This is a genomic window from Acuticoccus sp. (genome assembly GCF_965213555.1).
Taxonomy (GTDB): Bacteria; Pseudomonadota; Alphaproteobacteria; order Rhizobiales; family Amorphaceae; genus Acuticoccus.
On record NZ_OZ243890.1, the window covers coordinates 3,363,218 to 3,378,608 of the forward strand.

Sequence of the window (15,391 nt, forward strand, 5' to 3'; positions counted from 1 at the left end):
TCAGTCCCCGACCGATCTCACGCCCTCGCGGATCATCCCGATCCGCTCGAGGGAACCAAAGCCGAGCCGCCAAACCTTTACCGAGTCAACAGGAAGGTGCGGCGGTATGAGACCGCATAGACCTTCCCGGCAATAATTTAAAGACTTTCGCTGAGCTAAGTTTGTCTGGTGCTGCGGCCTCTAGGATGAACTCCCGTGGGAAGCGTATTTTGAGCGATGAATGGGGATGGATTTCGTTGTAGTCCTCGATCCATCCGGCGATTTGCCGGAGCGCTGAGGGCGCGTCCGGCAAGGGGCTGATGCGAACGTAGTCGCGCTTGAAGGTTTTGACGAAGGCCTCGCAAATAGCGTTGGATTCCGGGCTCTTCACCGGCGTGAAGCATGACACGAGATTGAGCGCCGCGGCGAAGTCCCTCGTGTCCTTGGCGGTGTAGGGGCTGCCGTTGTCGGAGAGGTGCTCGATCGGATGTGGCGCCCGGGCTGCGCCGAAGCGCGCCTCGACTGCCTCCAACATCATGTCGCGCACGTGCGAGCCTGAGATCCCGGCGCTGGAGACGCCCGTAAAGGCGATGATCTCGCGGTCGAAGGCGCCGATGATGAATGCCATGCGCACAATCGCGCCGTCCCAACAGGCGAACTCCAGGCCGTCCGAGCACCATCTCAGGTTCGAGCGCATCACCGCGACCTTGCCGTCGTGTACACGGCGCTCTCGCCGGCCGGTGTGCCTCTCAAGGAGAAGCGCGTGTCGCTGCATGATCCGATGCACGCGCTTGCGGTTCGCCGGCGGCGGACTGGTCCTGGCGAGCTCGCGGTTGAGAAGGGCCATGATGCGGCGATAGCCGTAGGTCGGCCGCTCGTCGACCAGGCGGCGAATGAGCGGCAGGAGCATCACGTTGCCGGCCTTCTCGTAGGGCCCGCGTGACTTCGATCGATCCTGCGACCGTTCGATGAGATTGGAGCGGGAGATGCCGAGCACCTCGGCCACCCGTTTCACCGGGAACCGCCCTTCGGCAGCGACAGCGGCCGCAACGTCGGTTTTTGCTAGCGCCTTGGCGAGCGCTTCGCGCAGGATCTCGTTCTCCATCGTCTTGCGGCCGAGGAGGCGCTCGAGCTCGCGGACCCTGTCCTCAAGCCACTTCACCTCGGAGCTGCCCACAACCGGCTCGTCCGATCCTACGGCCGTGACGCCTCCGTCGTTCATGAGGCGCCGCCAGCGATAGAGAAGGTTCGGGGCGACGCCGTTCCGCCTAGCCAGGACGAGACCGTCTCGCCCGGCTCCAGGCTCTCCTCGATGATCCGAAGCTTCTCGTCCGTCGACCAGTAACGCCGACGGCGCGTCCCCGTGATCAGCTCGATCCGCTGATAGTCCTCCGACATAAGCCTGTCTCAAGGGATACCCTCGAGCCTTCCTGCTTACGCCAGCTGTCCGGTCGAAACGGGGGCAGTTCAGTATCCCGCTCGATCAGGAAGGACAGGAACAGCCCGGTGTCGTAGCCGCCGTCGGCAGCAAAACGGTTCACATCGTCGATGACGTTCAAGGTCCGCCTTCGGCCGTCGGCGAGCTGGTCGTGACGAAGTCCATGGACCAACGCGCGTTCGGACGGGTCACAGTCAGAAGCGGCGCACGCGTCCCGGTCGCCCGTTTACGCCCCCGTCGTTTCCCAACGGTCAGCCTCGCCTCAGCGTTATCCGGAGGTGCGGGCCGGGGTCAGGATGGGTCGGCCGGGAGGAACGCGTACGGTCGGCCGGCGCGAACGCCTCCGAGACCTCGCCGGCACGCGGCGTGGCGTCCGCCACGTTGAGCTTGAGAGACGGGGCACCCTCGGAGAAGTCCAGCGCATCGAGATCCACGCAGAAGACGTTCGGCAGGGTCGCCGAGTCGAAGAAACCTCGTCCAGCCTTGTGGTCTGCCGCGATGCGCCAGAGCGTGCTCGAGATGTCGGGCGGTCAGGCGTGCTGATCCCGCGCGGCACCGAGACATTGCGGATCACCGACAGGGCGTTGGTCACGGCCTGGTCCGGATCGGCCGTCTTCGGGATGGCGTCGATGTAGAAGGAGGCGCCCACGAAGCGGTCGACCAGCTTGTTGGTGCCGGGCAAGACCTCGGTACCGTCGAACGACGGCTAGTACTTATTCAGCGTTAGTTGCTTCTCGAAGACAGGTTCGTTGGTCATATCGCGGTAATCGCGCGAATGGTGGATCACCAGCTCGCCGTCGATGAACTCGAACACCGCTGGATCTCCGGAAGCGTCGGAAATCGACAGGGGCACCGTCGCCGCCATGCCGTCGGGCGTCATGCCGGTTGCGACGAGCAGCGGGGATCGGCCCGCATCGCCGCCACTGCCTCGTCGACCGTGGCGAACATCTCCAGCATGTACTGCGTCCAGGCCGAGACGGCGACGGCATCGCCCTCATGCGCGTCGAGGTCGGGGTAGTCCGACCCTGTCAGGTAGAGCAGGTTCGCAGCGAGGCCTTCCTCGTTGAGGCCGTCCACCGCGGCGGCGTCGAAGGCGGAAGCGACGACGCTGCCGTAGCGCGAGGTCCAGGTCAGCGAACGGTCGCCGACGGCGCCGCGCCGTTCCAGTCCGCGCGGAAAGACCCACAGATCGGTGCTGGGTTCGTTGCGCCAGTCCATGGACCGCACGGTGACGTTCGTGCCGTCCTCGCCGATGTAGAGTGCACGCGAGCAAGCCTCGGCAGCGGCGGTGGAGAAAATGGCGGCGCAAACAGCCCCGCCGAAAATCTTGCTCTGCATGTCTTTACTCTTTGGTGCTGGGAGATCGTCGACTTATGAATGTGCGGTTTTGGTGCGGCCCATGCATGCTCCTCTCGTTGGGCATGTGATGTCGCGGCCCTCCCGCCGTGCGGTCGACTCACTAGCCAAAAATCGAGGTCAGCGAGCGACCCAGCGGACGTCCCGCCGACCGCAACACCGGTTTCCTCGCCAGCCAGTACTACCGTAGGTGTCTATTAGCTCAACGCCCTCGCCTTGGTTACCGCGGTGGCCCCGATCCGCGCCATGGGAGTCCGTGTCGGCGCGCCTAGGGTAATCACGGGTGAGCGATGATGCGACCTGGCATGGCTCTACCTTCCTCCCGACGCGCTTCCGGGGCGGCTCCGCGAGCAAAGTTCGTGCGAAGTTCCGCGGCCTTTCTCCCTGCCCGATAGATGTCGACATTGTAATCGGGCCGATCTATACGTCCTTCACTTGATCAGGGTTTTAGAAGGGACGTAAGATGATGGCTTCGAATGTTTGGCGTGGCGCGGCGTTGGCGGCCCTGTTCTGCCTGAGCGTGGAGGGCACCGCGCTCGCCTGCTCGCGCGCGGCGTTCGTCACGGACGCGGGCGACGTGTTCGTGGGGCGTAACCAGGACTGGACCGAAAAGGTGAACTCGACCTTCAATGTCTTTCCGCGCAGCATGGAGAGGGTCGGGTCCGCGGACGAGAACCCGCTGACCTGGACATCGAAGTTCGGCAGCCTCGTGATCACCGGCTACGATACGGGCACGCACGAGGGCGTCAATGAAGCGGGGCTCGCCGCGCACCAGCTTTTCCTGGCCCAGGACCTCGACTTCGGAGAGCGCGACCTCGATCGTCCGGGCCTCGGCATCATGATGCAGGCGCAGTACATGCTCGACAGCTTCGCCACCGTCGCCGAGGCGGTCGCGGCAATCGAGGCGTCCGATACCCAGATCGTGCCGCTGATCCTGCCCAATGGCGAGCCGACCGACCTGCACCTGTCGCTGACCGACGCGACCGGCGACTCCGCGATCATCGAGTACACCAAGGAGGGCGGGCATCCGCGCATCTACCACGATCGCCGCTTTGTGGTGATGACCAACGAGCCGACCTTCGACCGGCAGATCGAGAACCTTCGCCAGTATCGCGGCTTCGGCGGCGAGGCCGCGCTGCCGGGCGAGCGTACGCCCGCCGACCGCTTCGTGCGCGCAGCCTACTACGTGAACGCGCTGCCCGAGCCGGAGACCCGCGACATCGGCGTGGCCTACACCATGAGCGTGATGCGCAACGTCTCGGTGCCTCACGGCTCGGGCGAGCCGGGCAAACCGAACGTGGCCAACACGATCTTCCGCTCGGTGCAGGATCTGGACGGGCAGCGCTATTTCTTCGAAAGCACGTTCGCGCCGAACGTGGTCTGGGTCGACTGGAGCGAGCTTGATTTCTCCGAGGGCGCGCCGGAGCTCGAGTTGCGCGTCGAAGAGCGTATCCTGTCCCTGACCGGCGACGTGACGGACGAACTCGTACCGCCCGCCGAGCCTTTCGACTGGGCGCTCGCGTCCGACTGATCGCGGCCTTAGGTGTTTAGTCCCGGACTTTGTTGTAAAGCGATCTTCTTGCGATCAGATGTTTCCATCTGATCGCAAACCGCGCTAGTTGGATGGCCTGCCAGACCATGAAGGCGCCGATCGCAACAATCGCGCCGTAGCTCAAGAGGCGGATGAGGCGATAGTCGGACGGCGCGTTCCCTGTCGTCTGGCGAACCGCGAGGTCGAGCAAAATGACAAGCACCACGGCAGATACCACGTGGGTGAGCGCGATCTGCGCTCCCATAAGGATACCGCTGCGCGCAGTCCCGCCAGCGCCCACGAAGTAGGAAATGACGACCGCCTTGCCATGGCCGGGGCCAAGGGTGTGGAGCGCGCCGTAGGCGAACGCGATGGCGACCGCGACGAGGATCGCACCGATCGAATGCCCCTGATTGATCGCGGTCATGGACGTTGTGAGTATGGTTGTGATCCGCATCTGCGCGCGCGTGAACAGCGATCCGTCGCCGCTCGCGGAGGACGCGGCAACAACCTCGCCTGGCGTTCCAGAGATGGTCGCCTCGTCGAGCACATATGACGCTGGGACCTTGCGCCTCCCATCGATCAGAAAAAGGTCGTGCTCGGCCGGCTGATGACGCAGCACACCCTTGAGCCGCACCGCCGCAAAACGCTTTTCCACCGTGACACCATCCGGATAAGCGACGTGGACGATCTGGTTCGGTGGGGGCGGCGGCGTGTGGATGCAGGCTCCGACCCAAGGGACAAGTAAGAATTCTACGACGCGCTTGTCCTGCCAGCGCAGCGGCAGGATGTAGCCGTCAATGAGGATGGCGTCACCAATGTGCGTTTGGCTGACGCCCGTGGCCGCCTCGCGGCGTCGCTTCATGACGGCGAGGCGTTGGTCAAGGAGGACGTCGGCGTCGAGCCCAGCGTCCAGAAGCCGCTGGCGGGCGGCCTTGCCCGCCGCGGTCAGCGCCGGATCACGCTGGCTCGCTGCGGCGGCTTCGTTCGCCCGCAACACGTCCCGCAGATCGCGCTTGTGGTCGAGCGACATGCGAGGATGGGATCCTCGTACGGCTTCGCAAAGGGAGCCAGCGCATCCCACGTTGCAAGGGGTGCGGCAAGAGTCGCGTTTGGGAGGACGCCTGCCAACAAGCAGACAAGGGCGGCCACGCGACAAACGACTAACATGGTTGTTCCTCGGGTTCCGGACCGACCGTGAGCCTACAGCGTGTCCTGTAGGGGGGGGGGTGGCATCAGTCTTAACCTTCCGCCGCAGCCATGGCTTGCGGTACGACGATCAGCGTTCCGCGGCTGCCGTGCTGCCTTCCTTTTGGTGGATCAACCGACCCGCTGCACCAGCGACGGCTTCACGATCCGCGGGACTGAGGCTGGCGGTCGAATGGTCGTCACCGAGGCGGACTGTGACCTCGCGGCTTGCGAAGCGAATGTTGTTCTTCTCGAACAACTCGTGGATCTTGGTCAGAACCAGCCTGCGCAGCATCCATTGCTCGCCCGGGCGAGCCATGAACTTCACTGGGACGATCATGTAGGAGTCCTCCATCTCCACGACGCCCTGAGATTTCAGGGGCTGAAGAAACTGGTGGCCGTACTCAGGATGATCAAGAAGCTCCTCTCCGAGCTTCTTGATCATCTTCCGGACTCTTTCCGTGTCCGTTCCATAGCGGAGGCGTAGCGGAAACTTCATGATCACCCAATCGCGCGAGAGGTTCGAGACGCGGGTAATTTCCCCGAAAGGGACCGTGTTGAGGATGCCGCGGTGATGCCGCAGTTGCATGGAGCGCACCGAAATGCGCTCCACGGTGCCTTTGGTGTCACCCACGTCGATGTATTCGCCGGTCCGAAACGCGTCGTCGATCAGGAAGAAGATGCCCGACACGATGTCCCGCACGAGCGTTTGCGCGCCGAACCCGATCGCAAGCCCGACGACGCCGGCACCTGCAACGAGGGGCAGGACGTTTACACCGAACTGTCCGAGCAAGGTGAGCACCGCCATGACGACGATCGCGACGGTCGCCGACACGCGGACGAGAGGCAGAAGGGTTCCAAGGCGCGCGCCGGTGCCACCACCTTCACCCTCCGGCGCACCGTCCGACGGCACGCCGAGGCCGAGCCGGACGCGTTCCATGGCGATCTGACGGGCGATGACGACGCGGATCGCCTCCCACGCCACGTACGCGACGCCGACGATGAGGAGCGCACCGACGAGGTCGGCCGCGAAAGCCGCGCCGATCCCGCGCTCCGCCAGGGTGACAAGGTCGACGTCCCACGCCTCCAGAACGACGAGCAGAAGCACGATCGCACCGACGACACGGGCAATGCGCAAGGTACCGCGACGTGTCTGTTCGCGGGCGGCCTTCAGGACATCGGATGCGGTCTCGTCCCCCGCGACGAGTATCCTGACGACAGCGCCGAGCATCTGATCGAGAAAGGGGAGCACCACCAGGAGGATCAGCGTCGTCGCGATCGTGCTGAAGAGATCATCGGGCACGTAGGCGTTCGCGACGACGATCCCGATGATAAGCCAATTGAGGGCGACGAGGCCTACTGCGATGGCGGGCCAGGCACGGTAGAGAGCCGGCTCCTCGGATGTCCCCACCGCCTCGCCGCTCAACATGCGGCGGAGGATGAAGCGCGCCTGCCACAAGACGACGCCAAGGACCACATGGCCGGCGGTGTTGACCCAGAAGCCATGCCAGCTGTCGACGTAGAGGCTGCCCATCGCATCCAGCCAACCCGTGAAGCCGAAGCCAAGCATGAAGACGGCACCAACGATGACGGCACGCCCTGTGAGCCAGCGCGCGTCAGCATCCTCGATCGCAACGAGCCGAAGATCCGGGCGGCTCGGTGCAAACAGGAAGCGGGCGACGATGAGGGTGAGCGATACCCATGTCAGGGCTGTCACAACGCGCGCAATCGTCTCGCGGTCGGTCGGCTTGTCGGCGTTGATCCAAGCATTGATGGCAAGGGCGCAGAAGGCGAAAACGGCGACCACCAGGATCTGCAGGCCGAAGCGGATCGCGAGAATACGGACGTGGCGAAATAGGCCGGACCCGTGAAGGATGGTTCCGGTGTTGCCCGACGACGGGCTCCACCTCGCGAAAAGGGCTGCGGCGCCGGCCCCGAGCCCCAGCGCGACGCCGAGCGTGACGAAGAAGCGCCACAGAGGCGTGTCGCCGCGCCGCTCGGCAAAGGTCATGAAAGCGGCTTCAATCTCCCCCGGCAAGTTCGGCACCTTCACGATCACATCGGCGAGGAAGGTGCCGAAGTTGCCTGCGCCTGTGGCGAGGAAATCGCCGAGGGTGCGCTCGTCCTCAGCAGCGAGCGCCGCCGCTTGGCGTTCCGCTTCGGCGGTGAGACGCTCCAACAGGAGCGCCCGCACCTGGCGGTCGTCGAGCTGTGCTAGGACGTTGCGGATCGCCGCTTGGGTGAGAGTGTCAGGAAGGACCGTGACTGACGCCTCCGACGGTCGGTTTTGCGCATGCGCGGTCGCGGCACCGGCGACCAGTGCGAGCGAAAGTACAAGGCCTGCGATGAAAGCTCGAACGTCTGGCATGCGTGCCTTCTACTCTCGCGGTGACGCTGCCGTTGATCGGGACGGTTCGGTCGCGGATCCATCAGCTGACGATGATGAGGTGGCGTATGAAAAGGAACCACAACCTCGATGTGCGTCAAGCCTGGCGAGCTTAGGCCGAAAGCACCGTGGTTGTTTGAGGTTTTTAAGCGGCGAGCGAGATCACGATCGGACCTCCCATGCTCCGCGAGACTTGCACCGTGGTCGAAAGCTGTTGCTAACATTTAACGGCGTTCGCACCCGTTCGCGCTTATAGCACTTTCGGGCTGCCAGGATCCGGATATCGGGTAGCGGTGTCCCTAGCACTCCGCTAACCTTGCAGCTCAACCGCCCTGTGCGAGCCACTTACGGTTGCACACCGCGTGAGGGCATCCAGCCTTTTTTCCAATTCCGGAGGCTTCGATGGCATCGAAATCATCTTCTGCAATTCCGCAGCTGACGCGCCGGGGATTGCTTGCCCTTGGGGCGGCTGGCGCGGCGGTTCTTCCAATCAATTTGCGGGCGCAGGAAGCGTCGCCTGCGCTGCCGAACGAGGACGGCCCGTTCGATCTGGTGTTGGAGGGCGGCCGGGTGATCGATCCCGAGACCGGACTGGACGCCGTGCGCAACGTCGGCATCAAGGACGACCGGATCGCTGCGATTTCCCCCGATCCTCTGGAAGCCGCGCGGACGCTGGATGCATCCGGGCATATCGTCGCGCCGGGCTTCATCGATCTCCACGCACATGGTCAGCAGTTGCCCGCCGCCTGGGTTCAGGCATTCGACGGCGTCACCACGGCGCTCGAGCTCGAATCCGGCATCCTTCCCATCGCGAAGTACTACGCGATGACCGCCGCCGAGGGGCGCCCCATCAACTATGGCGCCTCCGCCGCGTGGACCTATGCTCGCATCGCCGAGATGGAAGGTCTGGAGCCCGACGGTACGCTGCAATGGTTTCAGCAGGCGTTTGCCTACAGTAACTGGCAGAACACCCTGGCCACGCCCGAGGAGATGGACCGTATCCTCGACCGGGTCGAGGAAGGACTGCGCGAGGGCGGGCTCGGCATCGGGATCAACGCAGGATATGCGCCGGGCTACGGGCGCAAGGAATACTATGCGCTGGCCCTGTTGGCCAAACGCCTCGAGGTGCCGACCTTCACCCATGTCCGCTACAACAGCACCATCGAGCCGCTGAGCACCTTCGAGGCGTTCGAGGAAGTGATCGCGCTTTCGGCGGCGACGGGCGCGCACATGCATGTCTGTCATATCAACAGCAGCGGAGCGCGCGACATCCAGGCCTGCATCGATCTGCTCAAGGGTGCGCAGGAACGCGGTTTGCCGATCACGGTCGAGGCGTATCCCTATGGTGCGGGATCGAGCGCCGTCGGCGCCGAGCTCTATCGCGGTGCCAACTGGCTGCAGCGCTGGGGCGCGCCGGATGCGTCGAGCCTCGAGCTGAACGGCGTGCCGCTGACGCAGGCGAAGATTGACGAGTTGCAGGCGTCCGAGCCCGGCGCCGTGGTGGTCATGCACTTCCTGCGCCCGGACGCCGATGCCGAGGACCGGCGCCTTCTGGACCTTTCGGTGCTGTATCCCGGCGGGGCGATCGCGTCGGACGCGATGCCGTGGTCCCATGGGGATACGTTGCTGAACGGCGACATCTGGCCGCTGCCCGAGGACGCGTTCGCGCATCCCCGCTCGGCGGGTTGCTATTCGCGGTTCCTGAGCAAATGGGTGCGTGAGCGCGAGGCGATCCCGATGCTCGACGCGCTGGCCAAGACCAGCCTGATCCCGGCGCGGATCCTCGAGGCGTCAGTGCCGCAGATGCGCCAGAAGGGGCGGCTTCAGGTGGGCGCCGACGCCGATGTCGTCGTGTTCAACCCGCGAACCGTCATCGACAATGCGACTTTCGTAGACCCTGTCGCTCTGTCGACCGGGTTCAAGGACGTCATCGTCAACGGTGCGCCGATCATCAGCGACGGCACCCGCATCGAGGATGCGTTGCCGGGCCGCGCCATCCGCCGACCGTTCTAACATCGCCGTGGTGCCGGTCACCCTGATCGCGGGATTTCTGGGCGCCGGTAAGACGAGCCTGCTCAATCACGTATTGCGCCAGCCGCACGGCCTGCGTCTGGCCGTGCTGGTCAACGATTTCGGCGCGCTCAACATCGATGCCGAACTGTTGGAGGACACCGGAGAGGAGATTCTGGCGCTTCAGAACGGTTGCATCTGCTGCAGCCTCAGCGCCGGCCTCCTCGCCACCGTCAGCGCGGTGATCCGGCGCACCGATCCGCCGGACCGCATACTGATCGAGGCATCGGGCATTTCCGATCCGGCCGAAATAGCCCAGACGCTCGCTGAGCCGGAGCTGCAGCCCTATGCGCCGCTCGACGGGGTCGTGACGCTGGTCGACGCCGGGACCGCGCCGGACATGACCGGCGATGTGCTGCGCCTCACCGAACGTCAGATCGGAATGGCGAGCCTAGTGGTTTTGAACAAGAGCGATCTTGCCGGAGAGGCGGAGCTGGAGAAGACTCGATCCTGGATCCGATCGCTGACAGGGGCTCCGCTGACGCAGACCCAGCATGGCGCGCTGGACCTCGGCGCGCTGCTGGGGCTGGGCGTGCAGGAGGCCGACCCGCGAAGCCATCACGCCGCGCCGGAGTTCGAGAGCTTCTCGATCGAAGTGCAGGATCCCCTACCTCTCGAGCGTATCCACGCGCTTCTGACGGCCTTGCCGCCAGGCGTGCTGCGCGCCAAGGGCGTACTCAACCTGCGCGAAAAGCCGGACCATCGCTGCATCCTGCAGGCTGCGGGACAGGGAAGCGCGACGTTGACCGTCGGCCCCGCCTGGGGCGATACCCCTCCCGCCTCGCGGCTGGTCCTCATCGGACTGAAGGGGACGGTTCGGAAGCCGGCAGTCGAGAGGTTTTTGCACTCCCGCGAAACTTGCTCGGCATCATGAACTGCAAATCGTTTCAAACTCGGTAGGCTAGAACAAATCATTCATGGGATGTGCATTTTTCAACACAGTTACCGCACTCATATCGGCCTGCCTCGAGAAGACGAGTGGCGCATCTCTTCTTGCTGCCTTTACATTCGGCGCCGCACTCTTACTTTGCGCAGCGCCGATCTCAGCGCAGGAAACCGACGAGGCGGGCGCTGTGGAAACGCAACCCCGCGGACAGGTCACGGCAACCGACGTGCCGCTGGAAGAGCTGGCCATCCGCCTCACACCCCTGACCAAGGACGAGCTTGCGGCGACGGTGGAGGCATGGGTCGCCCATGCGCGTAGGGCCACGGAACGCGTGGCCAATGCGCAGATCGCCGTCTTGCGCGCCGCCGGAGACGCTGAGGAGGCGGCGCGCAGGACCCTCGCCTCCGCCAAGGCCGAGCGGAACCTGATCTTCGAGAAGCTCGGCCTCGTCGTCGACAGCTATGCGGACAAGGGCGGCACACCGGAGACGGTCGCGGACGCCCGTGCCTATCGCGATGCCGTGCTGTCGCACGAAGGGCGGCAGGCCGATTGGCGCACACATCTGGAGACGTTCCAGCACTGGCTTTTCGCATCCGATGGCGGGATCGGGTTCCTCGTCAGCATCGCGGTGCTGATCGTGTCCCTGATCGCGCTCCTTGCCATTGCGCGGATCGTCAGAGGCTCCGCGGGCGGGCGTATCGGGCGCATTCCGAATGTCTCGAAAATGCTGCAAGGCTTCATGGTTGTCATGATCTACTGGCTGACCGTCGTTGTCGGTCTGATGCTGGTTCTGGCCGGCCTAGGTGTCGATGTGACGCCGCTTTTCGCGGTGCTCGGCGGCGTTTCCTTCATCCTCGCCTTTGCTTTGCAGGATACGCTGTCGAACCTTGCGGCGGGACTGATGATCATGGTCACGCGCCCCTTCGACGAAGGCGATTATGTCGTGCTTGGGTCGATCTCGGGCACCGTGCACAAAGTCAGCATCACGCGCACGACGCTGGTCACGCCGGACAATCAGGTGATCCATATCCCAAATGGCAAGGTCTGGGGTGACGTCATCACAAACGTCACTGCCAGCGACACGCGCCGCGTCGATCTGGCATTCGGTGTGTCATATGACGACGATCTGAAGGCCGTCGAACGCGCGCTTCGCGAAACGGTGACGGCCCATCCGATGGTTCTCAATGATCCTCCGCCAACGATCAAGCTGAACGCACTGTCGGACAGCTCGGTCGACTTTGTCTGTCGACCCTGGGTGCGTAGCGTGGACTACTGGGTCGTCTACTGGGATCTTCTGGAGCAGATCAAGCTGAGGTTCGATCAGGATCAAATCACAATACCCTATCCACAGCGGGACGTGTATCTGCACAATCTGGATATGGCCAAAGCCGGGAAACGGGAGTGATATCGAAGCAATTCGCGTTGTAAGAGCTTAGAAAGCTCCAGAGCCACGTCCGATCCTCAATCGCATCTTCGAAAGGAACGCTGAAATGAACGTTGAGCTACCAAAATTCGTCAGAATACTATTGACCTCGGCTGCGTTAGCTTTCGGAACAACGGCTGCGATGTCGGAAGGGCTTACCCTCGACCTCACGCAAACGATATCAACCGCCGTCGAAAGCGACACGGATCGTCTGGTCGCGATCTTCAAGGACATTCATCGCAATCCCGAACTGGGCTTCATGGAAACGCGCACCGCTGGGATCGTCGCGGACGAGCTCGAAGCGCTCGGCTTCGACGTCACGACCGGCATTGGTGTAACCGGCGTGATGGGCGTCATGCGAAACGGCGACGGCCCTACGGTAATGTACCGCGCGGACATGGATGCCAACGCGGTCGAGGAGGCGACAGGCCTCGATTACGCCAGCACCGTGCGCGTCAAGCGCTCCGACGGGGTTGAGGTGCCCGTGGCGCACATGTGTGGGCATGACGCCCATGTGACATGGATGCTGGGCATGGCGCGGATCATGGCCGAGAACAAGGAGAGCTGGGGCGGAACGCTGGTCCTGATCGGCCAGCCTGCTGAAGAGCTCATCACCGGCGCGCGGGCGATGGTCGATGACGGGCTTTACACCGAACACGACGCCCCGGTGCCGGATCACTTCGTGGCGCTGCATACCGCGCCGGTTCCCACCGGAATCGTCGCAGCCCGTGCCGGCACGATCATGGCAGGCACCGATCAGATCGACGTGACGTTTCACGGCATCGGAGGGCACGGCTCCACGCCGCAGCTCGCCAAAGATCCGGTGGTGATGGCGGCCTTTGCTGTGACCCAATACCAACTCATCGTCTCAAGGGTGGTGCCGCCGCTGGAAACCGCCGTTTTAACCGTCGGCTCGATCCAGGCCGGAACGGACAACAACGTCATCCCGGACGAGGCGCTGGTGAAGATCAACCTGCGCTTCTTCACACCCCAGACGCGCGAGACGATGATCTCGGGCATCCGCAGCATCAACAATGGGATCGCCAGGACTTACGGCATGTCGGACGACAGGATGCCCGACATGGTGATGAAGGGTTATTCGCCGCCCTTGGTCAACGACGCCCCGTTGATCGAACGTCTTGAGGAGCCGCTTGCCGAGCTGCTTGGCGAGGAGAATGTCGTGAAGGAATTCCCACCTGCTACCGGGTCGGAAGACGCGCATATCCTGCCCAGCCCGCATGAGAATGCCGAGGTCGCCTACATGGCGGTCGGCATCGCGGATCCGGATGTCTTCGCCGAGGCGCGGGCGCGCGGGCAGGCCGTTCCGTTCGCGGCGCACAATCCGAACTTCATCGTCGATCTCGACGCGATCCCGCTGGGCACCGAGGTTGCGGCGGTATTGGTCTTGGAGCTGATGGCCAAATGACTACGGGCACCGCGAGCATGGTCGCTCTGACCCCTCAACCAAGGAAACCAGCATGATGGCCCTCCGCGCGCTTCGCGCCGCTACTCTGCCACTGGCGCTTGCCGCCCTGGTCTCAGGACCGCTATCGGCGCAGGAAGAAGGCGCAGCCAGCATCCTCTTCGAGAATGTGCGCATCTTCAACGGCACTGATGCGGAACTCTCACCGCCTTCCAACGTGCTTGTGCGCGGCAATGTCATCGACTCTATATCGACCGATCCCATCGTCACGGACGACGGCACGCGCACCACCGTGATCGCCGGGGATGGCCGCACGCTCATGCCGGGACTGATCGATGCGCATGTTCACATCGTCATGTCGACCATCCCGATCGCGGCCATGATGACGGCCGACCCCAACTACGTCGCGATCATCAGCGGACAGGCCGCCGAGGGGATGCTGATGCGCGGTTTCACATCGGTCCGCGATCTGGCCGGACCGACCTTCGGTGTGAAGCGCGCGATCGACGAGGGGATCATTCCGGGGCCCCGGGTCTGGCCGTCGGGCGCGATGATCTCGCAAACGTCGGGCCATGCGGATTACCGCACCGTCCATGACATTCCCCGGGGGACCAGCGATCCGCTGCATTTTACCGAAAGATTGGGGTTTGCGGCGATTGCCGATGGCCGCGCCGAGATGCTGCGCCGGGTGCGCGAGCAGCTCATGCAGGGCGCGAGCCAGATCAAGCTGGCGGCAGGCGGCGGCGTGGCGTCGGATTATGATCCGCTCGACGTCAGCCAGTTCACCGAGGACGAGCTGCGCGCCGCCGTCGAGGCCGCCGAGGATTGGGGCACCTACGTCACCGTCCACGCCTATACGCCCGATGCGGTGCAAACGGCGATCCGCGCCGGCGTGAAGGTTATCGACCACGGTCAGCTTCTCGACGAGGAGACTGTGCGGATGATGGCCGACCGGGGCATTTGGTGGAGCATGCAGCCCTTCCTCGACGACGAGGATTCCATCCCCTTTCCCGAAGGATCGGCCAACCGCTTCAAGCAGCTGGAAATGACCGCCGGCACCGATAACGCCTACGAATTGGCCAAAGAATACGGCGTCAAGCTGGCCTGGGGCACCGACACGCTGTTCGATCCGCAACTCGCCACCCGGCAGGCCGCGCAGCTGGCAAAGATGGTGCGCTGGTTCGAGCCGGCCGAGGTGTTGAAGATGGCGACGCATGACAACGCGCAGCTTTTGGCGCTGTCGGGCAACCGCAGCCCCTACGAGGGCGAGCTTGGCGTGGTGAAGGAAGGCGCGCTGGCCGATCTGCTGCTGGTCGGGGGTGATCCGCTGGCCGACATCGACCTGATCGCGGATGAGTCCAACATTGCGGTCATCATGAAGGACGGGCAACTCTTTAAGAACGCGGACGCGGAGTAGTCAGCCCCAAGTATTATGGCGGGATGCAGCAGAGATGATGCATCCCGCTTCGGTCAACGTAGATATACTTCCGCTAACCGCTCCCATTAAGTTGATGTAGGAGTAGGCGGCATTAAGCGATTGTGTCAATCGGCTGGGATTGGCCTGGGGCCATTGGCTTGGCTCTATAGATTCTATGTATGCCACAACGAACGCCCGCTTCCGATCTGCCGTTTAACCCAGCTGTTCTGCGCTGGGCGCGTGAGCGCGTCCGCATCGCGGTCGAGGATGCGGCAAGGCGCGTAACACCTCCCC

General features: G+C 63.8%; 10 protein-coding genes and 3 pseudogenes. 6 read left to right on the top strand and 7 right to left on the bottom strand.

Annotated features, from left to right (window positions below):
- Window positions 1-184: 184 nt before the first annotated feature.
- The 5 genes and pseudogenes from ACOOE8_RS15780 to ACOOE8_RS15800 all read right to left on the bottom strand — a co-directional run.
- A pseudogene (locus ACOOE8_RS15780) lies at window positions 185-1,377 on the bottom strand (IS3 family transposase); the annotation flags it as partial.
- Entirely contained in the window at window positions 1,347-1,538 is a 192-nt protein-coding gene (locus ACOOE8_RS15785) for a hypothetical protein (RefSeq protein ID WP_420392378.1), read from the bottom strand. The gene ACOOE8_RS15785 and the pseudogene ACOOE8_RS15780, both read right to left, overlap by 31 nt.
- Window positions 1,512-1,681, bottom strand: a pseudogene (locus ACOOE8_RS15790) (IS3 family transposase); the annotation flags it as partial. The pseudogene ACOOE8_RS15790 and the gene ACOOE8_RS15785, both read right to left, overlap by 27 nt.
- Before the next feature lie 4 nt (window positions 1,682-1,685).
- Window positions 1,686-2,297 (bottom strand): annotated as a pseudogene (locus tag ACOOE8_RS15795) (linear amide C-N hydrolase).
- The gene (locus tag ACOOE8_RS15800; protein WP_420392379.1) at window positions 2,294-2,755 is read right to left on the bottom strand and encodes a linear amide C-N hydrolase; all 462 of its coding nucleotides are present in this window, start codon (window positions 2,753-2,755) and stop codon (window positions 2,294-2,296) included. The pseudogene ACOOE8_RS15795 and the gene ACOOE8_RS15800 overlap by 4 nt, the downstream one beginning before the upstream one ends.
- Window positions 2,756-3,269: 514 nt before the next feature.
- On the opposite strand from ACOOE8_RS15800, the gene ACOOE8_RS15805 reads away from it, so the two are divergent.
- Entirely contained in the window at window positions 3,270-4,304 is a 1,035-nt protein-coding gene (locus ACOOE8_RS15805) for a linear amide C-N hydrolase (RefSeq protein WP_420392380.1), read from the top strand.
- Between the two features lie 16 nt (window positions 4,305-4,320).
- Here ACOOE8_RS15805 and ACOOE8_RS15810 read toward each other — a convergent pair whose 3' ends face one another.
- Together ACOOE8_RS15810 and ACOOE8_RS15815 are read right to left on the bottom strand one after the other, a co-directional pair.
- A complete protein-coding gene (locus ACOOE8_RS15810) occupies window positions 4,321-5,337 on the bottom strand; it encodes a DUF3299 domain-containing protein (protein WP_420392381.1) in 1,017 nt (338 codons plus the stop codon).
- Between the two features lie 246 nt (window positions 5,338-5,583).
- Window positions 5,584-7,860 carry a mechanosensitive ion channel family protein gene (locus ACOOE8_RS15815; protein ID WP_420392382.1) on the bottom strand — a complete coding sequence of 759 codons (2,277 nt, stop codon included), beginning with the start codon at window positions 7,858-7,860 and terminating at the stop codon, window positions 5,584-5,586.
- A gap of 420 nt (window positions 7,861-8,280) precedes the next feature.
- Here ACOOE8_RS15815 and ACOOE8_RS15820 point away from each other — a divergent pair, with 420 nt between their 5' ends.
- The 5 genes from ACOOE8_RS15820 (at window position 8,281) to ACOOE8_RS15840 (ending at window position 15,097) form a co-directional block, all read left to right on the top strand.
- The gene (locus tag ACOOE8_RS15820; RefSeq protein WP_420392383.1) at window positions 8,281-9,891 is read left to right on the top strand and encodes an amidohydrolase family protein; all 1,611 of its coding nucleotides are present in this window, start codon (window positions 8,281-8,283) and stop codon (window positions 9,889-9,891) included.
- Between the two features lie 7 nt (window positions 9,892-9,898).
- Entirely contained in the window at window positions 9,899-10,822 is a 924-nt protein-coding gene (locus ACOOE8_RS15825; RefSeq protein ID WP_420392384.1) for a CobW family GTP-binding protein, read from the top strand.
- 199 nt (window positions 10,823-11,021) lie between these two features.
- Window positions 11,022-12,239, top strand: coding sequence for a mechanosensitive ion channel family protein (locus tag ACOOE8_RS15830; RefSeq protein WP_420392385.1), 1,218 nt, complete (start codon window positions 11,022-11,024; stop codon window positions 12,237-12,239).
- A gap of 85 nt (window positions 12,240-12,324) precedes the next feature.
- On the top strand, window positions 12,325-13,683 hold the full coding sequence (locus ACOOE8_RS15835; RefSeq protein WP_420392386.1) for an amidohydrolase: 1,359 nt from the start codon (window positions 12,325-12,327) through the stop codon (window positions 13,681-13,683).
- Window positions 13,684-13,735: 52 nt separating this feature from the next.
- Window positions 13,736-15,097: an amidohydrolase family protein gene (locus ACOOE8_RS15840; RefSeq protein ID WP_420392387.1), complete on the top strand. Its 1,362-nt coding sequence runs from the start codon at window positions 13,736-13,738 to the stop codon at window positions 15,095-15,097.
- Window positions 15,098-15,391 lie beyond the last annotated feature (294 nt).

Excerpts from the sequence above, each read along its gene's own strand:
- ACOOE8_RS15820 (WP_420392383.1), top strand. The coding sequence starts at position 8,281 with ATGGCATCGAAATCATCTTCTGCAATTCCGCAGCTGACGCGCCGGGGA.
- ACOOE8_RS15815 (WP_420392382.1), bottom strand. The coding sequence starts at position 7,860 with ATGCCAGACGTTCGAGCTTTCATCGCAGGCCTTGTACTTTCGCTCGCA.
- ACOOE8_RS15810 (WP_420392381.1), bottom strand. The coding sequence starts at position 5,337 with ATGTCGCTCGACCACAAGCGCGATCTGCGGGACGTGTTGCGGGCGAAC.
- ACOOE8_RS15800 (WP_420392379.1), bottom strand. The coding sequence starts at position 2,755 with ATGCAGAGCAAGATTTTCGGCGGGGCTGTTTGCGCCGCCATTTTCTCC.
- ACOOE8_RS15840 (WP_420392387.1), top strand. The coding sequence starts at position 13,736 with ATGATGGCCCTCCGCGCGCTTCGCGCCGCTACTCTGCCACTGGCGCTT.
- ACOOE8_RS15835 (WP_420392386.1), top strand. The coding sequence starts at position 12,325 with ATGAACGTTGAGCTACCAAAATTCGTCAGAATACTATTGACCTCGGCT.